This is a genomic window from Micromonospora sp. GCM10011541 (assembly GCF_042650725.1).
Taxonomy (GTDB): domain Bacteria; phylum Actinomycetota; class Actinomycetes; order Mycobacteriales; family Micromonosporaceae; genus Micromonospora; species Micromonospora sicca.
In genome coordinates, this window is the sequence record NZ_JBHSBP010000104.1 from 153,073 (window position 1) to 169,119 (window position 16,047).

Here is a 16,047-nt window from a genome sequence, read left to right on the forward strand (position 1 = left end):
CCCCAGTCACACCGCCGATCCTACGGTCACCGCGGCGGGTCCCACCCGTCCGCACCGGCCGGCCGGGCCCGGGGTCAGCTCTGGGCGGACGGCCCCGCGTTGCTGCGCGAGGTGACCACGTCGAGGACGTGGGTGACCGCCTCGGCCATCGGCACCCCGTTGCGCTGCGAGCCGTCCCGGTAGCGGAAGGAGACCGTGCCGGCGGCCACGTCGTCGTCCCCGGCGATCACCATGAACGGGATCTTCTGCTGCTGGGCGGTGCGGATCTTCTTCTGCATCCGGTCGTCGCCGGCGTCGACCTGCGCCCGGATCCCCTCCGCGCGCAGCGCCGCGACGAAGCCGTGCAGGTAGTCGGTGTGGTCCTCGCGGATCGGGATGCCGACCACCTGGACCGGGGCCAGCCAGGCCGGGAACGCGCCCGCGTAGTGCTCGGTGAGCACGCCGAAGAAGCGCTCGATCGAGCCGAAGAGCGCCCGGTGGATCATCACCGGCCGCTGCCGGGTGCCGTCCGCCGCCTGGTACTCCAGGCCGAACCGCTCGGGCTGGTTGAAGTCGACCTGGATGGTGGACATCTGCCAGGTCCGGCCGATGGCGTCCTTGGCCTGCACCGAGATCTTCGGGCCGTAGAAGGCCGCGCCGCCCGGGTCCGGCACCAGGTCCAGGCCGGAGGACTCGGCCGCGGTCCGCAGCGCCTGGGTGGCCTCCGCCCAGTCCTCGTCCGACCCGATGAACTTCGGCGACTCGTCCCGGGTGGACAGCTCCAGGTAGAAGTCGTCCAAGCCGTAGTCGCGCAGCAGGTCCAGCACGAAGGTGAGCAGCGTGGACAACTCGCCGGGCATCTGCTCCCGGGTGCAGTAGATGTGCGAGTCGTCCTGGGTCAGGCCGCGGACCCGGGTCAGGCCGTGCACCACGCCGGACTTCTCGTACCGGTAGACCGTGCCGAACTCGAACAGCCGCAGCGGCAGCTCCCGGTAGGACCGCCCGCGCGCCCTGAAGATCAGGTTGTGCATCGGGCAGTTCATCGCCTTGAGGTAGTAGTCCGCGCCCTCCAGCTGCATGGGCGGGAACATCGTGTCGGCGTAGTAGGGCAGGTGGCCCGAGGTCTCGAAGAGCTGCGCCTTGGTGATGTGCGGGGTGTTGACGAATTCGTACCCGGCGGCCTCGTGCCGGCGGCGGGAGTAGTGCTCCATCTCCCGGCGGATGATGCCGCCCTTGGGGTGGAAGACCGCCAGGCCGGAGCCGATCTCGTCGGGGAAGCTGAACAGGTCGAGGTCCGCGCCGAGCTTGCGGTGGTCGCGCCGCGCGGCCTCCTCCAGGAGCTTCAGGTACGCCTTGAGCTCGTCCCGGGTCGGCCAGGCGGTGCCGTAGACCCGCTGGAGCTGCGGGTTCTTCTCCGACCCCCGCCAGTACGCGGCGGCCGAGCGCATCAGCTTGAACGCGCCGATCAGCCGGGTGTTCGGCAGGTGCGGGCCCCGGCACAGGTCCGACCAGCAGACCTTGTCCTCGTTCGCGGCGAGGTTGTCGTAGATGGTCAGCTCGCCGCCGCCCACCTCCATCACCTCGGAGGAGTCCAGCCCCTCGCCCTTGACGTCGATCAGCTCCAGCTTGAACGGCTCGGCGGCCAGCTCGGTCTTCGCCTCGTCGAGGTTCTTGAAGCGCCGCCGGCGGAACCGCTGGCCGGACTTGATGATCTCCTGCATCCGCTTCTCGAGCTTCGCCAGGTCGTCCGGCTGGAACGGCTTGTCGACCTGGAAGTCGTAGTAGAAGCCGTGCTCGATGGGCGGGCCGATGCCGAGCTTCGCCTCCGGGAAGACGTCCTGCACCGCCTGGGCGAGCACGTGCGCGGTGGAGTGGCGCAGCACGTTGAGCCCGTCCGGCGAGTCGATGCCCACCGGCTCGACGGTGCTCTCCTCGGCCGGCTTCCAGTCCAGGTCGCGCAGCACGCCCTGCGGGTCGCGGACCACGACGATCGCCTTCGGGCCCGTGGTGGGCAGTCCGGCCGCGGCCACCGCGTCGGCCGCCGTCGTCCCGGCGGCGACGACGACGGGGTCGGCCACGACGGGGGTACGGGGTGCGGACACGGTGACTCCTGTCGTCGATGCTGATCGGATGTGCCGATTACCGGCTCCTGCGATGCTATCGGTCGCCCGTTCGGCACCGTCGGCGACGCCACCGGCGTCCCGGACCGCGGTCCTCGGTCCGAGTTGCGCCCGCCGTTGAACCTTTCCGCCCTCCCGGCCGAACTACCGGGTGTGGCCGGATCCGGTGCCGGCCGCGCGGAGACGGATGGGGACGAGCATGACGATGACCCGGCGGGGCAGGTTCCGGGCGGCGGCGCTGGGAGCCGCCGTGGTGGCCGGGACGCTGAGCTGGCCCGGCCCGGCGAGCGCGGCCGAGGTGACGATCACGACCTCGCCGGCCCAGGTGCACCAGGGGGACGCCGTCGAGGTGGCCGTGGTGCTGCCCGAGGAACGGTCGGGCAGCCGGACCAGCCGGATCGAGCTGAGAATGCCCGCGGACGCGCCGGTCGGCGAGGTCTACCCGCTGTCGGTGCCCGGCTGGGCGCCCCGGATCACCACCCGCACCCTCGACCAGCCGGTGGCCGGCATCCACGCCCCGGAACTCGACCAGGTGACCGACGCGGTGACCTGGATCCGGATGCCGGGGGCGGCGGCCGGCGCCACCCGGCTGTCGCTGGGCATGGGTCCGATGCCAGCCACGGACCGGTTGACCTTCCAGTTGGTCCAGACGTACGCCGACGGCACCGTCGTCCGGTGGGTGGATCCGCCGGGCGGGGCGCACCCGGCGCCGACGGTGCCCCTGCTGCCGGCGCTGCCCGGCTCCGGCGGGCACGGCGGGCACGGCGGGACCGCCGCCGACGGGGCGGCCGGTCCGGCGCCGGCGGGCGCCGCGGCGTCCACCGGCGACGACGGGGACGGCCCGAGCCCCGATCTCCTGCTGGGTGGTGGCCTGCTGGTGGGGCTGGGCGGCGGCGCGGCACTCGGCTGGCTGCTCAGCCGCCGGGGGCGCGGCGCGCTGACGCTGCCCGCCCAGCCCGCACCACCCGCGCGTCCCGGCCCGGCCTCCTGAAGGGGCTCAGGCGTGGGCCGGGAGCCAGTCGGGCAGCGGCTCGCGGGCGGCCAGCCAGCCGTCCGGCACGCCGCCGGGGGTGCCGACGCCGGTGTGCGCGGCGACCACCGCGCCGACGATCGCCGAGGTGGTGTCCACGTCACCGCCGGCCTCGACGCAGACCCGGATCGCCGTCGGGTAGTCGTCGAGGTGGGTGGCAGCGACCCAGAGGGTGAACGGGACGGTGTCCTGGGCGGTCACCCGGGAGCCGTTGCCGAGCACGTCGGCGGCCTCGCCGGCGGGGCGACCCAGCAGGCCGGCCGCCCGGCGTACCCGCGCGTGCACCTCGCCGGCCGGGTCGAGCGCGGCGCCGACCGCGGCCAGCAACCGGGTCGGCTCGGGCCGGTCGCCGTCGAGGCGGGCCCGGGCGGCGAGCGAGGCGGCGACGGCCACCGCGACCGCCCCGGCGATTCCCTCGGGATGGGCGTGGGTGACCTCCGCGGAGGCACGGGCCTGGTCGGCGGCGCGACGGGTCGAGTCGGCGTGCCAGGCGCCGAGCGGGCCGACCCGCATCGCCGCCCCGTTGCCGCAGGAACCCTGCCCGTCGAACGCGGACGCGGCCGCCACCGGCCAGGGCGTGCCGGTGCGGATCAGCCGGAGGATGGTGACGGCGCCCGGGCCGTAGCCGCGGTAGGGCTCGCACCGCTCGGCGAAGTCGAGCGCCAGCCGGTCCCGGTCGATCCGTCCGCCGGCGGCCAGCGCGGCCACCACCGAGCAGGCCATCTCGGTGTCGTCGGTCCACGGCCACGGCGGGGGCGGCAGCCGTCCGGCGGCCAGGTCCGTGGGGTGCCGGCCGGGGACGAAGAACTGCGCGCCGAGCGCGTCGCCGACCGACAGGCCGGCGAGCGCGTCCCGGGCGAGCGCCAGCCGGGCGTCGGGAAACAGGGTGAACGTCATCGTCGTCCCAGCTTGCCCGCTTCCCAGCAGTGCCGCAACGCGATCAACTTGCCACGCCCAGTACCGTCTTGACGTGGCCACCGTGCTCCTGGTCGAAGACGATCACGTCGTACGCGGCGCGATGCTGCGGTCCCTCACCGACCGGGGGCACGCCGTGCACGCCGTCGGTACGGCCCTGGACGCGTTGCGCCGGGTCGCCGCCGAGACCCCCGACCTGGTCGTGCTCGACCTCGGCCTGCCCGATCTGGACGGCTCCGACGCGCTGCGGATGCTGCGCGGCATCACCGACGTCCCGATCATCATCGCCACCGCCCGCGACGACGAGCAGTCGGTGGTCCGGCTGCTGCGGGCGGGGGCCGACGACTACATGGTCAAGCCGTTCACCGGCGCGCACCTGGACGCCCGGATCACCACCGTGCTGCGCCGGGCCGGCCGGGCCAGCCGCACGGTGCAGCCGGCCGTGCACACGGTCGGCGGCCTGCGGGTGGACGTGGGCGAGCGCAGCGCTCTGCTCGACGGGGAGCCGCTGGCGCTGACCCGCAAGGAATTCGACCTGCTGGCGTATCTCGCCGCACGTCCCGGCCGGGTAGTGTCCCGGCGGGAACTCTTGGAGGAGGTATGGCGGCAGCCATCGGTCGGCGAGGACCAGACCATCGACGTTCACCTGTACTGGCTGCGCCGCAAAATGGGCGAGTCCGCGGCGAAGCCGCGCTACCTGCGCACCGTGCGGGGGGTCGGCTTCCGGCTGGTGGCGCCGGACTGAGGTCGTCGCTGGCCTGGCTCACGGCCGGCATGTGCAGCCTCGTCGCGCTCGCCTTCCTCCTCCCGCTCGGGATCAGCCTCGGCGACCAGGCGCGCGAGGAGAAGCTGGCGGACGCCGCCCGGCGCAGCGCCCTGGTCACCGGTGCCCTCGCCGTCAGCACCGACCCGGCGATCGTCGGGCGGGCCGTGGCGGCCAGCGGTGACGACCCGGCGACCCGGCCGGTCGTCCACGGACTGGGTGGCGACGAGTCCGCGGGCCGAGCCGGCGCGGCGGCGCTGGCCCGGGCCGGCGCGGAGCGCCGCTCGCTGGTCACCGACGTGCCCGGCGGGGTGCTCCGGCTCGACCCGGTGGTGCTCGGCGACAAGGTCGCGGTGGTGGAGGTCTTCGTTCCCGACCGGGTGCTCGACGAGGGCTCCGGCGGGCGCTGGCTGCTGTTGCTCGCGGTGGCCGTCGCGCTGGTGGGCGCCGCGGTCATCGTGGTCGACCGGGTCGCCGCCCGCGCGGTCGACTCGACCGGCGAGCTGGTCAAGGCGGCCCTGGCGATCGGCGACGGCGACCTCGGCGTACGCGTCGAACCGAGCGGACCGCGGGAGCTGGCCGAGGCCGGGCACGCGTTCAACCGGATGGCCGACCAACTGGTGGCGCTCCGCTCCGACGAGCGGGAACTCGTCGCCGACCTCTCCCACCGGCTGCGCACCCCGCTGACCGTGCTGCGCCTCGACGCCGAGGCGCTGGAGTCCGACGACACCAGCATCGGCACGTTCAGCGAGGCGGAGCTGGACCGGCGGCGGGGCATCCGGCGGATCCGCCAGGCCATCGTCACCCTGGAGGGCGAGGTCGACCAGCTGATCAAGACCACCCGCAAGGCGGTCACCCAGGAGACCGGCCCGGCGATGTGCGACGTCAGCGAGGTGGTCCGGGACCGGATGGTCTTCTGGGCGGCCCTCGCCGGGGACCAGAACCGGCCGCACCGGGTCAGCGGGGCGCAGCTGCGCATCCCCGCGCCGGTGCCCCGGGCCGAGCTGGCCGCCGCGCTCGACGCGGTGATCGGCAACGTCTTCCGCTACACCCCGCAGGGCACGGCCTTCGAGGTGGCCGTCAGCCGGCGGGACGGGTACGTGGCGATCCGGATCGACGACGCCGGCCCCGGCATCGCCGACCCCGACCGGGCGCTGCGCCGCGGCGCCAGCGACCAGGGCTCGACCGGGCTGGGGCTGGACATCGCCAAGCGGGTGGCGTTGCAGGCCAACGGCTCGGTGAGCATCGACCGGGCCCGGCTCGGCGGCGCCAGCGTGGTGATGCTGCTGGCCGACCCGGAGGCGACGCCCCGGCAGGTCAACCGGTTCGGCCTGGTCGGCCGGATCTCGCGGGAGGCGCGGGAGCAGAGGACCGGCGGGCGGCGCTGGTCCCGGCCGCGCTGACCCCGCCGGCTGTGGGCCGGCGCAAGTCTTCCTTAGATCCGGGTTAACAGCGGCGTTGACACCACCGTGGACTGACAGGATCTGGGACGAACCCATCAGTTCCGTCGGCCGGAACGCCCTGTAACACCACCGGCAGGCGGAGCCGTGCGCGCGGCGGGAGTTCGGTCCCCCCACACCTCGCTCCCGCCGCGCGCCACTCCCCCGTCGAGCCGCACCCCGGGCGTGAGGTGACCGTGATGACGCCGACCGTCAGCCGCCTGCTCCGCTGGGCCGCCGTGATCGGGGTGGGCGTCGCCCTCACGCTCGCCGCCTGGCAGGACCCGGTGCTCGCGTACGGCGCGCGGCGGCCACCGCTCGGCACGCCGCTGGCCAAGGTCGTGATCACCACGGCGCTCGGTGGGCTGGTCGGGATCAACGTCGTCCTCGCCGGGCGGCGCCGGCCGATGCGGGTGTCCCGCCGGCCGGCGCCGTCGCGTCCGCTCAGCGGGTCGCGGCCGCCAGGTATGCGTCGATCTCGGCGCTGATTCGCGCCTGCTCGCCGGCCTCCATGAACGACGCGGTCACCGCGGCGCGGGCCAGGCCGGCCAGCCCCTCCGGACCGGCGTTCAGCAGCCGGGCGGCGACCGCGTACTCGTCGTTGAGGGTGGTGCCGAACATCGGCGGGTCGTCGGAGTTGACGGTGACCAGCAGCCCGGCCTCGACGAGCTGCGGCAGCGGGTGCTCCGCCATGGTCGCCACCGCTCGGGTGCGCCCGTTGGAGGTGGGGCACACCTCCAGCGGGATCTGCCGCTCGGCGAGGTAGGTGAGCAGCTGCGGATCGAGCGCGGCGGAGATGCCGTGGCCGATCCGCTCGGCGCCCAGCTCGCGCAGCGCGTCCCAGACCGTCTCCGGTCCGGTGGTCTCCCCGGCGTGCGGCACCGAGCGCAGGCCGGCCGCCCGGGCCTGGTCGAAGTACGGCTTGAACTGCGGTCGGGGCACCCCGATCTCCGGGCCGCCGAGGCCGAAGCTGATCAGCCCGTCCGGCCGCTCCGCCAGGGCGATCCCCAGGGTCTCCTCGGCGGCGGGCAGGCCGGCCTCGCCGGGGATGTCGAAGCACCAGCGCAGCGCGATGCCGAAGTCGGCCTCGGCCCGCTTGCGGGCGTCCTCGATGGCCTCGCAGAACGCCGGGGCGGGGATGCCCCGGCGCACGTGCGAGTACGGGGTGACGGTCAGCTCGGCGTACCGGACCTGCTGGCGGGCCAGCTCCCGGGCCACCTCGTGGGTGAGGATCCAGACGTCCTCCGGGTCGCGGATCAGGTCGACGACGCTCAGGTAGACCTCGATGAAGTGGGCGAAGTCGCGGAACGCGAAGTAGTCGGCGAGGGCGTCCGGGTCCGCCGGGACGGGGGTGCGCCCCTCGTGCCGGGCGGCCAGCTCGGCGACGATCCGGGGCGAGGCGGAGCCGACGTGGTGCACGTGCAGCTCCACCTTGGGCAGTCCGGCGATGAAGGTGGACAGGTCGGTCACTGGTTCTCCTCTGCGTGGGCGCCGGTGCGGGCCACCACGAAGATCCGGCGGAAGGGGAAGTACACCTGACCCTGCCGCACCGGGTACGCCGCGGTGAGGCGTACCCCCAGCTCGGCCCGGAAGTCGGCCCAGCCGGCGGCGTCCAGCGCGGCCCGGACCGGGCGCAGCGCCGTCCCCTCCATCCAGGTCAGCACCGGGTGGTCCGCTTCGGCGGCGGCCGGGAGCAGGTGCACGTAGGTAGTCTCCCAGGCGTCCACCGCGCAGCCGGCGCCGACCAGCAGGGCGGCGTAGTCCACCGGGTCGCCGACCGGCGCCTCGCGCAGCAGCGGGGCCAGCTCGGCCCGCCAGCGGTCCCGCCCGGCGACCTCGCGCAGCGCCCGGTGCGACGGGGCGTCGAAGTTCCCCGGCACCTGCGTGGCCAGCCAGGCCCCGGCGGGCAGCTCGCGGGCCCAGCCGGTGAGCAGTTCCCGGTGGCCGGGCACCCACTGGAGGACCGCGTTGGAGACCACCACGTCCACGTCCGGCCCGGGGCGCCAGTCGCGGACGTCGCCGACGGCGAAGCTGACCGGCACGTCCAGGGTGGCGGCCCGGTCGATCATCTCCGGGGAGGAGTCCAGGCCGACGATCCGGCTCCGGGGCCAGCGCTCGGCGAGGGTGGCGGTGAGGGTGCCGGGCCCGCAGCCGAGGTCGACGACGGCCCGTGGCCGCGGCGCCGGGATCCGGGCCACCAGGTCGTGGAACGGCCGGGACCGCTCGTCGCCGTACCGCAGGTAGGTGGTGGGATCCCACATGACAGCCTCCAAACCGTACGTACGTTTTGTTGGAACCATACGGCCCGTCGCGCGCCCGGGCAAGCGGATCACTAGGCTCGTCGGGATGGAACAGCGCAGCTTCGACCGGCTCGGCCGGCAGGTCGGCATCGTCGGACTCGGCGCCTGGCAGCTCGGCGCCGACTGGGGCCAGGTCAGCGAGGACGCGGCGATGGCCGTCCTGGCCGCCGCCGTGGACGCCGGCGTCACGTTCCTGGACACCGCCGACGTGTACGGCGACGGGCGCAGCGAGCAGCTCATCGGCCGGTTCCTGCGGGAGCGCCCCGGGCACGGGCTGACCGTCGCCACCAAGATGGGGCGCCGGGTGGCGCAGACGCCGCAGGCGTACACCCTGGACAACTTCCGGGCCTGGACCGACCGGTCCCGGGCCAACCTCGGCGTGGACACCCTGGACCTGGTCCAGCTGCACTGCCCGCCCACCGCGGTCTTCGCCGACGACCGGGTCTTCGACGCCCTGGACACGCTGGTCGCCGAGCAGCGGATCGCCGGGTACGGGGTCAGCGTGGAGACCTGCGACCAGGCGCTCGCCGCCATCGGCCGGCCCGGCGTGGCCAGTGTGCAGATCATCCTCAACGCGGTCCGGCACAAGCCCCTGGAGCGGGTGCTGCCCACCGCCGCGGCGGCCGGGGTCGGCATCATCGCCCGGGTGCCGCTGGCCAGTGGCCTGCTCTCCGGCCGGTACGACGAGCACACCACCTTCCCCGCCGACGACCACCGCACCTTCAACCGGCACGGCGAGTCGTTCGACGTCGGCGAGACCTTCTCCGGGGTGGACTACGACCTCGGCCTGGCCGCCGTGCGCCGGCTCGCGCCGCTGGTCGGCGAGGACCGGACGATGGCCCAGTTCGCGCTGCGCTGGATCCTCGACCAGCCCGGCGTCACCGTGGTCATCCCCGGCGCCCGCGACGCCGACCAGGCCCGGCGCAACGCCGCAGCGGCCGACCTGCCGCCGCTGACCGACGCGGAGCGGGCCGCCGTGCGGCAGACGTACGACGAGCTGATCCGGCCGCAGGTGCACGACCGGTGGTGACCGGCGCGGCGCCGACGTGCCGGGGCGCCGGCGGGCATGCTTGGACCGGCGCCGTACGCCGGAAGGGGATTCGATGAGGGGCTGGCTGACACTCACGCTCGGGCTGCTGGCGGTGGTCGTCGGCGCGGTCTGGACCGTGCAGGGCCTCGGCTACATCGGCGGCAGCGTGATGACCGACCAGCGAATCTGGGCGGTGGTCGGGCCGGTGCTCGTCCTCATCGGACTGGCCGGACTCTGGTACGGGGTGCGGGCTCGCCGCCACCGGTCCTGACCCGCGCGTCCCACCCGGACCGTCCCCGGAACGCGGAAAGCCCCGCATCCCTGCGCGGGCTGCGGGGCTTCACATCGATCCGGGGGGCCGGATCGCACTGGCCGGCGGCTGCCGGCCGGCACTGCTCAGAGGGGGCGGACCTGCTCGGCCTGCGGACCCTTCTGACCCTGGGCGATCTCGAACTCCACCCGCTGGTTCTCCTCCAGCGACCGGTAGCCGCTGGTCTGGATGGCCGAGAAGTGGACGAACACGTCAGCACCCCCGCCGTCGACGGTGATGAAGCCGAAGCCCTTGTCTGCGTTGAACCACTTCACGGTTCCCTGCGCCATGTGTATCTCCTTCTAAAACTGGCGGCCGAGCACGCCGTGCGGCCGATTGGCCGTTTTCGAGCAGCGGCGCCTGAGGCGGCCCCCGGTGAAGGAGACTTCTCTCAACCCACGCCGTCTCTCAACAGCGGGGAACAGCAAACCACGTACGCAAAAACTCTGCACAGCCTCGCGGCCGATATTTTCCGACATGTGACCTGACGGATGCGTCAGATCAACTGGGCGGGCCGGCGGGACCATGCGAAAGGCCCCTTCCCCGTCGATGGCCGGAGGGGAAGGGGCCGACACCTGCGCGGATCAGTCGGGCCAGCGGCCGGTCAGCCGGCGTACCCCGACCGCGCCGCCCCGGTCCACAGCGGCCCGGACGACCGCGAAGATCGCTCCCTGCAACGCCGCGGCGGCCAGGATCTCGCCCCAGCGGCGGTCCTCGTCGGTGGCGCTGGGCGCCTCGCCGTCGCCCGCGGTCACCTTCCAGACCTGCCGGAAGATCACCCCCGCGACCGTACCGGCGGCCAGCCCGAGCAGCACCCCGACGGGCTTGTACGCCGCCCTGCCCATTCCCTTGCTCACCTGCGCCTCCCCCGGAGGATCAGCAGCACCACCACGGTCGCCACGGCGCCGGCCGCCACGGCCGCCCACGGCACCGGGTTGCGCCGGACCGCCTCACCCTTCTCGGACGCCTGCGTCCGCGCCACCCGGGCCTTCTCCGTGGCCTGCCCGCGCACCACGCCAGCCTTCTCCGCGGCCTGCCCGCGCGCCACGCCGGCCTTCTGCGCCGCCTGCCCACGCACCCGGGCCAGGGTCGACGCTGCCTGCTCGCGCATCCGCTGCTTGGCCTGGTCGGCGGAGTCCTTCAGCCGGGCCTTGACGTCGGCCTTGGCGGCCAACAGCTCCACCGTCTCACCCAGTTCCACCCGGGTACGCCGGATCTCCTCGCGGAGCGCCTCCGTGTCACCGGTCCCGTTGCCCGTCATGCCCGCCTCCCGTCCTTCACCGCGGCGGTGACGGTGTCCAGGTCCGCCCGGACGCTGCGGACCGTCGCCTGCGGCACCGGCGGGACGGCACGGCTGACCTGCTTCTTGCCGACCAGGGCGAGCACCCCGGCGAGCAGGAAGAGCGCCACCGCCACGATCAGGGCGGCGAGCCACCCGGGCATCACCAGCGCCAGCAGCAGGATCACCGCGGCGACCAGGGCGCCCGTGCCGTAGAGGGCCATCACCCCGCCACCGCCGAAGAGGCCGATCCCGATCCCGGCGTGCTTGCCCTTCTGGGTCAGCTCCGCCCGGGCCAGCGCCAGCTCGTCCCGCACCAGCCGGGAGACCTGCTCGGTGGCCCGCTGCACCAGTTCCGCGGTGGACGGCTCGCTCCCGGTCCGGGACGTGCTGCGACTCGCGACGTCAGCCATGCTGTCCTCCTTTCCTCATCACCGCGCTGTATGCCCGGATTCGCGGCCCGCCAATCCTGCCCGGAGCGCCGGTCCCGCCGCCCACCGTCCGGCCCGCTGGGCGCGGGCCGGAGCGGGGGCGTGCGCAGCAGGTCCCCCGAACCCGACGGAACAAACCCACCGGGGGCCAGATGTCCCCGCAACGAGCGACCCTGGCGGGTCCGCCGCGGCGGCAGGACGCCTCCCGGCAGGTGCAACGGGCCGGCGGGCGGCGAGGTCACGTCGGGCGGCCGGCGCCCCGAAGAGCGCGGAGCCCCCGGCGCCGCGGGGGGCGGCCGGGGGCTCCGGGGGGACGGCGCGGTGGTCAGCGGCGGGTGTCGGCGGGTTCCTCGCGGCCCACGAAGACCTCGCTGCGGGCCTCGCCGTCGTCGCTGCCGCCGAAGACCCGGGCGTCGTCCGGGACGTCGGTGTCGGGGAGCCGGCGGACCGGCCGGCGCGGCTGGACCACCTGCCACGGCAGGGCGCCGGAGGCGTCGCCGACCTCGGCGCGCATCCGGGGCAGCGCGGTCGGCCGGTGGTCGCGCACCCAGGCCACCAGGTGCTCGCGGACCAGGCAGCGCAGGTCCCAGAGGCTTCCGGCGTCCGCGGCGCTGACCAGCGCCCGGACCTTGATCATGCCGCCGGTCGCGTCGGTGACCTGGAGTACGCAGACCCGGCCGTCCCACAGCTCGCTGGACTCGGCCAGCCGGCGCAGCTCCTCCCGCATCGCCTGCACCGGGATGGACCAGTCGACGTCGAACTCGGCGGTGCCGAGGACCGCCGCCTCGGTCCGGGTCCAGTTCTGGAACGGCGTGCTGGTGAAGTACGAGGTGGGCAGGATCAACCGGCGGTCGTCCCAGATCTGCACCACCACGTAGCTGAGGGTCAGCTCCTCGATCCGGCCCCACTCCCCCTCGACCACCACCACGTCGTCGAGGCGTACCGCGTCGCTGAAGGCGAGCTGGAGGCCGGCGAAGACGTTGCCGAGCAGGCTCTGCGCGGCGAGCGCGGCGACCACACCGACCACACCGGCGCTGGTCAGCACGCCGGCGCCGATGCCGCGTACGGCGGGGAAGGTCATCAGCATCACGCCGACGGCGAGGATGACGATCACGGCGATGGTGAGCCGGCGCAGCAGCACCACCTGGGTCCGCACCCGGCGGGCGTGCCGGTTGTTCGGCACGTCCACCCGGAACCGGGCCAGCGCGGTGTCCTCCATCACCACCAGCAGCGAGGCGACCAGCCAGGACGCGGCGGCGATCAGGCACAGCGCGAGCACGTGCAGCACGAGCTGGCGCCATGGGGTGCCGACCGCGTACCCGGTGCTGAACCGGACGGCTAGCTGCACGGCGAGCACGACGGCGGTCACCTGGAACGGGCGGTGCGAGTGCTCGGTGAGCTCGGTCATCAGCAGCGAACGCCGGCCGAGCCGGCGGGTCACCCGGTGCACCACCTCGACCAGCAACAAAGCGATCGCCGCCGCTCCGAGCGCGGCGACGATCGTTTCGAGGTAGCCCTGCACAGGCGTTTCTCCCTCCAGCCGGGCGGTGACGCATCGGGCAAGGGCCCAATGCTGCCCGGCGGTCGCGGGATCGACCAGGTCAGACCTTCCGGTACCGGGACTGGAGGAAGCAGTAGACGCCGAAGGCGGCGATGCCGAGCCCCATCAGCGTGAGGATCCCCTGACCCCACGGCTGGTCACGCAGGGTCCGCAGGGCGGCGTCCAGGCCGCGCGCCTTTTCCGGGTCGTAGTTGACGGCGGCGACCACGACCAGGAGTCCGGCGACGGCGAAGACGGCGCCGCGTGCCGCGTACCCGGCCATGCCGAGGCGACGGGCCAGGGTGTGGGTCTTCGGGCTCATCTCGCCGATCTTGAGGTTCCGCTCGAACTTCTTCTTCAGCCCGTAGGCGACCATCCCGATGCCGACGGCGGCGATGACCAGACCGGCGAGCCCGACCAGCCAGCGACCGCCGGTGGACGTCATCAGCTTCTCGGACAGGGCCTGCTGCTTGTCGGCGCTGCTGGAGCTGGCGTCCTGGAAGACCTTGACGGCGGTCCAGGCGAGCCAGAGGAAGACCACGGTGCGGACGACGGAGGCGATCCGCTCGAAGAGCCGGTCCTTGTCCCGCAGCGTGCGGTGCCCGAACGCCGCCTCCAGGGCCTGCCAGATCGCCATGGCGACCAGGCCGACCGCGATCGTGATCAGCAGGAACTTCCCGAGGGGTTGGGCACCCAGGGTGCGCAGCGCGCCGTTCTGGTTGCCCTCCTCACCCGACTTGCCGAACGCGATCTGCAGCGCGAGCCAGGCGAAGAGAAGATGCACGATCCCGTAGCCGATGAATCCGGCCCGGGTCAACAGTTCAAGCCACCTGCTGTTCGCGGCCTGGGCGGCGGCGGCTCCGGCGTTCCGGGTGAGTGACATGGCGCCTCAATCTCCGGATGGGAAGATTTCCAAACGTCGGCCAACGCCGCCCTGGCCAGCTCAGCTGTTGGGATTGCGCGCTACGCGGATCTTGACCTGCTGGTCGGTGACGCTGTCCAGGCTGACCGCGAAGCCGCCGGCCTCGGTGGCCTGCTGGCCGACGGTGAGCGAGAGCTGCTCCCCGGCGACCTCGACAGTGACCTGGTCACCCTGGGCGCCGATCAGCTTGGCCTCGACGCCGAGAATGGTGGCGCTCGCGTCCACGCCACGGTCGAAGGTGACCGTGCAGGCGTCCAGCCCGCAGTCGGTGGAGGCGCCCTCCGAGCTGCAGCCGGCCAGCAGCGCGACGCCGAGCGCCAGGCCGGCCAGCAGGCCGGTGGCGCGGCGGGTGGGGGTCTGCGAGGGGAAGGCACGTGGGTTCGTCACCGGCCAAGGGTACGAGATGCCGGCGACACCGCCACCGTCGGAGATCATTCCGCGGGCGCGTTAGGGTCCCGGCATGCCGTTCGACATCGCCCGCACCCGGGCCGCGTACCCCGCCCTGACCGAGGGCTTCGCCCACTTCGACGGTGCCGGCGGCACCCAGACCGCCCGGCCCGTGATCGAGGCGGTCACCGCCGCCATGGGCGCGGCGACCGGCAACCGCAGCAGCGCCTTCGTGCCCGGCCGGCGGTCGCTGGACCTGGTCGCGGCCGCCCGGTCCGCGGTGGCGGACCTGCTCGGCGCGCGGCCGGAGGGCGTGGTGCTCGGGCCGAGCGCCACGGCGCTGACGTACACCCTGGCCCGGACGCTCGGCGCGGCCTGGCGGCCGGGCGACGAGGTGGTGGTCTCCCGGCTGGACCACGACGCGAACGTGCGGCCCTGGGTGCAGGCGGCCGAGGCGGCCGGCGCCACCGTGCGCTGGGCGGAGTTCGACCCGGCGACCGGTGAGCTGCCCGCCGGCCAGTACGCCGACCTGGTCGGCGAGCGGACCCGGGTGGTCGCCGTGACCGCCGGCAGCAACGCGATCGGCACCGCGCCGGACGTCGCCGCGATCGCGAAGACCGCGCACGCGGTCGGCGCGCTGGTCTGCGTCGACGGGGTGCACGCGGTGCCGCACGGCCCGACCGATCTCGCCTCGCTGGGCGCGGACTTCCTGGTGACCAGCGCGTACAAGTGGTCCGGGCCGCACCTGGCCGCGATGGTCGCCGACCCGGCCCGATGGGCGCAGCTGCGACCGACGAAGCTGCTCCCCTCCTCCGACGCGGTCCCGGACCGGTTCGAGTACGGCACCCCGAGCTTCCCGATGCTGGCCGGGGTGGCCGCCGCGGTGGACCACCTGGCCACGCTCGACCCGGACGCCACCGGCAGCCGGCGGGAACGGGTCCGCGCCGGCCTGGCCGCCGCCCAGGCTCACGAGGAGGCGGTCTTCGACCGGCTGCTGTCCGGGCTGACCGCACGGCCGGCGGTGACGATCTACGGCTCCCCGGCCCGGCGCTGCCCGACGGTGTCCTTCCGCGTCGCCGGGCTGACGCCGGCCGACACGGCGGCGGCGCTGGGCGCGGCCGGCTGCTGCCTCTCCTCCGGCGACTACTACGCCTACGAGTACTTCCGCACGATGGGGCTGCGCGACGGCGGCGGGGCGGTCCGGGCCAGCGTGTACCACTACAACACGGTGGACGAGGTGGACCGGTTGCTCGCCGAACTGGACAGGATCGTCGCCGACGGGGAGAGAATGGCCCGGTGAGCTTCCTGGTCGAGGAGAACCCCGCCAAGCACCGGTTCGAGATCCTGGTCGATGACGCGCTGGCCGGGTTCACCGCGTACATCCCGCGCGGCGAGCTGCTGGTCTTCACCCACACCGAGGTGGACGAGCGGTTCCAGAACATGGGGGTGGGGTCGGCCCTGATCCGGGGCACCCTGGACCAGATCCGCGAGCGCGGCGGGCGGCTGGTGGCGAAGTGCCCCTTCGTGGCGGCCTTCATCGAGCGCCACCCGGAGTACGCCGACCTGGTGGTCGCCGAGTCCTGACCGGGCCGCGCCGGCGGC

19 protein-coding genes are annotated in these 16,047 nt (G+C 74.0%); 8 read left to right on the forward strand and 11 right to left on the reverse strand.

Features of this window, described 5'->3' with window-relative positions:
- Window positions 1-74: 74 nt before the first annotated feature.
- Complete coding sequence (gene thrS / locus ACFOYX_RS35085; protein WP_322440521.1) at window positions 75-2,081, reverse strand: threonine--tRNA ligase; 2,007 nt, start codon at window positions 2,079-2,081, stop codon at window positions 75-77.
- 217 nt (window positions 2,082-2,298) lie between these two features.
- Here thrS and ACFOYX_RS35090 point away from each other — a divergent pair, with 217 nt between their 5' ends.
- Window positions 2,299-3,090, forward strand: a complete 792-nt coding sequence (locus tag ACFOYX_RS35090; protein ID WP_322440520.1) for a DUF1775 domain-containing protein — start codon at window positions 2,299-2,301, stop codon at window positions 3,088-3,090.
- Window positions 3,091-3,096: 6 nt separating this feature from the next.
- On the opposite strand, the gene ACFOYX_RS35095 is transcribed toward ACFOYX_RS35090, so the two are convergent.
- On the reverse strand, window positions 3,097-4,026 hold the full coding sequence (locus ACFOYX_RS35095; RefSeq protein ID WP_109800073.1) for an ADP-ribosylglycohydrolase family protein: 930 nt from the start codon (window positions 4,024-4,026) through the stop codon (window positions 3,097-3,099).
- Between the two features lie 73 nt (window positions 4,027-4,099).
- Between ACFOYX_RS35095 and ACFOYX_RS35100 the strand changes: the two genes are divergently transcribed.
- From ACFOYX_RS35100 to ACFOYX_RS35110, 3 genes are all read left to right on the forward strand, one after another.
- Window positions 4,100-4,789 carry a response regulator transcription factor gene (locus tag ACFOYX_RS35100; protein WP_109800074.1) on the forward strand — a complete coding sequence of 230 codons (690 nt, stop codon included), beginning with the start codon at window positions 4,100-4,102 and terminating at the stop codon, window positions 4,787-4,789.
- A gap of 29 nt (window positions 4,790-4,818) precedes the next feature.
- Window positions 4,819-6,210 (forward strand): HAMP domain-containing sensor histidine kinase, encoded by a 1,392-nt coding sequence (locus ACFOYX_RS35105; RefSeq protein WP_322440519.1) that lies wholly within the window; start codon window positions 4,819-4,821, stop codon window positions 6,208-6,210.
- 236 nt (window positions 6,211-6,446) lie between these two features.
- The gene (locus tag ACFOYX_RS35110) at window positions 6,447-6,734 is read left to right on the forward strand and encodes a hypothetical protein (protein ID WP_322475146.1); all 288 of its coding nucleotides are present in this window, start codon (window positions 6,447-6,449) and stop codon (window positions 6,732-6,734) included.
- Here the strand turns inward: ACFOYX_RS35110 and ACFOYX_RS35115 are convergent.
- Entirely contained in the window at window positions 6,691-7,716 is a 1,026-nt protein-coding gene (locus tag ACFOYX_RS35115; protein WP_322443278.1) for an adenosine deaminase, read from the reverse strand. The two genes, ACFOYX_RS35110 and ACFOYX_RS35115, sit on opposite strands and share 44 nt — an antisense overlap.
- The gene (locus tag ACFOYX_RS35120) at window positions 7,713-8,507 is read right to left on the reverse strand and encodes a trans-aconitate 2-methyltransferase (RefSeq protein WP_322443277.1); all 795 of its coding nucleotides are present in this window, start codon (window positions 8,505-8,507) and stop codon (window positions 7,713-7,715) included. Before ACFOYX_RS35120 ends, ACFOYX_RS35115 begins: the two co-directional genes overlap by 4 nt.
- An 85-nt stretch (window positions 8,508-8,592) precedes the next feature.
- Between ACFOYX_RS35120 and ACFOYX_RS35125 the strand changes: the two genes are divergently transcribed.
- Together ACFOYX_RS35125 and ACFOYX_RS35130 are read left to right on the forward strand one after the other, a co-directional pair.
- Window positions 8,593-9,576, forward strand: coding sequence for an aldo/keto reductase (locus ACFOYX_RS35125; protein WP_109800079.1), 984 nt, complete (start codon window positions 8,593-8,595; stop codon window positions 9,574-9,576).
- 73 nt (window positions 9,577-9,649) lie between these two features.
- Window positions 9,650-9,847, forward strand: coding sequence for a hypothetical protein (locus ACFOYX_RS35130; RefSeq protein WP_109800080.1), 198 nt, complete (start codon window positions 9,650-9,652; stop codon window positions 9,845-9,847).
- A 125-nt stretch (window positions 9,848-9,972) separates the two neighbouring features.
- Here ACFOYX_RS35130 and ACFOYX_RS35135 read toward each other — a convergent pair whose 3' ends face one another.
- The 7 genes from ACFOYX_RS35135 to ACFOYX_RS35165 form a co-directional block, all read right to left on the reverse strand.
- Complete coding sequence (locus ACFOYX_RS35135) at window positions 9,973-10,176, reverse strand: cold-shock protein (RefSeq protein ID WP_007458127.1); 204 nt, start codon at window positions 10,174-10,176, stop codon at window positions 9,973-9,975.
- Window positions 10,177-10,470: 294 nt separating this feature from the next.
- Entirely contained in the window at window positions 10,471-10,743 is a 273-nt protein-coding gene (locus ACFOYX_RS35140; protein WP_322443276.1) for a DUF4235 domain-containing protein, read from the reverse strand.
- Window positions 10,740-11,147: a DUF3618 domain-containing protein gene (locus ACFOYX_RS35145; protein ID WP_322443275.1), complete on the reverse strand. Its 408-nt coding sequence runs from the start codon at window positions 11,145-11,147 to the stop codon at window positions 10,740-10,742. The genes ACFOYX_RS35140 and ACFOYX_RS35145 overlap by 4 nt, the downstream gene beginning before the upstream one ends.
- Window positions 11,144-11,578, reverse strand: coding sequence for a phage holin family protein (locus ACFOYX_RS35150; RefSeq protein WP_322443274.1), 435 nt, complete (start codon window positions 11,576-11,578; stop codon window positions 11,144-11,146). The genes ACFOYX_RS35145 and ACFOYX_RS35150 overlap by 4 nt, the downstream gene beginning before the upstream one ends.
- Before the next feature lie 343 nt (window positions 11,579-11,921).
- Window positions 11,922-13,118, reverse strand: a complete 1,197-nt coding sequence (locus ACFOYX_RS35155; RefSeq protein ID WP_322443273.1) for a mechanosensitive ion channel domain-containing protein — start codon at window positions 13,116-13,118, stop codon at window positions 11,922-11,924.
- A 79-nt stretch (window positions 13,119-13,197) separates the two neighbouring features.
- Entirely contained in the window at window positions 13,198-14,019 is an 822-nt protein-coding gene (locus ACFOYX_RS35160) for a DUF1206 domain-containing protein (protein WP_322443272.1), read from the reverse strand.
- Window positions 14,020-14,079: 60 nt separating this feature from the next.
- Window positions 14,080-14,445: a hypothetical protein gene (locus ACFOYX_RS35165; protein WP_322443271.1), complete on the reverse strand. Its 366-nt coding sequence runs from the start codon at window positions 14,443-14,445 to the stop codon at window positions 14,080-14,082.
- A gap of 73 nt (window positions 14,446-14,518) precedes the next feature.
- Between ACFOYX_RS35165 and ACFOYX_RS35170 the strand changes: the two genes are divergently transcribed.
- Window positions 14,519-15,745 carry a cysteine desulfurase-like protein gene (locus ACFOYX_RS35170; RefSeq protein ID WP_322443270.1) on the forward strand — a complete coding sequence of 409 codons (1,227 nt, stop codon included), beginning with the start codon at window positions 14,519-14,521 and terminating at the stop codon, window positions 15,743-15,745.
- Complete coding sequence (locus tag ACFOYX_RS35175; RefSeq protein WP_238455176.1) at window positions 15,742-16,029, forward strand: GNAT family N-acetyltransferase; 288 nt, start codon at window positions 15,742-15,744, stop codon at window positions 16,027-16,029. Before ACFOYX_RS35170 ends, ACFOYX_RS35175 begins: the two co-directional genes overlap by 4 nt.
- The last annotated feature ends 18 nt before the right edge of the window (window positions 16,030-16,047 follow it).

Coding starts and splice junctions, on each gene's coding strand:
- ACFOYX_RS35095 (WP_109800073.1), bottom strand. CDS start 4,026: ATGACGTTCACCCTGTTTCCCGACGCCCGGCTGGCGCTCGCCCGGGAC.
- ACFOYX_RS35160 (WP_322443272.1), bottom strand. CDS start 14,019: ATGTCACTCACCCGGAACGCCGGAGCCGCCGCCGCCCAGGCCGCGAAC.
- ACFOYX_RS35150 (WP_322443274.1), bottom strand. CDS start 11,578: ATGGCTGACGTCGCGAGTCGCAGCACGTCCCGGACCGGGAGCGAGCCG.
- ACFOYX_RS35130 (WP_109800080.1), top strand. CDS start 9,650: ATGAGGGGCTGGCTGACACTCACGCTCGGGCTGCTGGCGGTGGTCGTC.
- ACFOYX_RS35145 (WP_322443275.1), bottom strand. CDS start 11,147: ATGACGGGCAACGGGACCGGTGACACGGAGGCGCTCCGCGAGGAGATC.
- ACFOYX_RS35110 (WP_322475146.1), top strand. CDS start 6,447: ATGACGCCGACCGTCAGCCGCCTGCTCCGCTGGGCCGCCGTGATCGGG.
- ACFOYX_RS35135 (WP_007458127.1), bottom strand. CDS start 10,176: ATGGCGCAGGGAACCGTGAAGTGGTTCAACGCAGACAAGGGCTTCGGC.
- ACFOYX_RS35170 (WP_322443270.1), top strand. CDS start 14,519: ATGCCGTTCGACATCGCCCGCACCCGGGCCGCGTACCCCGCCCTGACC.
- ACFOYX_RS35125 (WP_109800079.1), top strand. CDS start 8,593: ATGGAACAGCGCAGCTTCGACCGGCTCGGCCGGCAGGTCGGCATCGTC.
- ACFOYX_RS35090 (WP_322440520.1), top strand. CDS start 2,299: ATGACGATGACCCGGCGGGGCAGGTTCCGGGCGGCGGCGCTGGGAGCC.
- ACFOYX_RS35105 (WP_322440519.1), top strand. CDS start 4,819: ATGTGCAGCCTCGTCGCGCTCGCCTTCCTCCTCCCGCTCGGGATCAGC.
- ACFOYX_RS35120 (WP_322443277.1), bottom strand. CDS start 8,507: ATGTGGGATCCCACCACCTACCTGCGGTACGGCGACGAGCGGTCCCGG.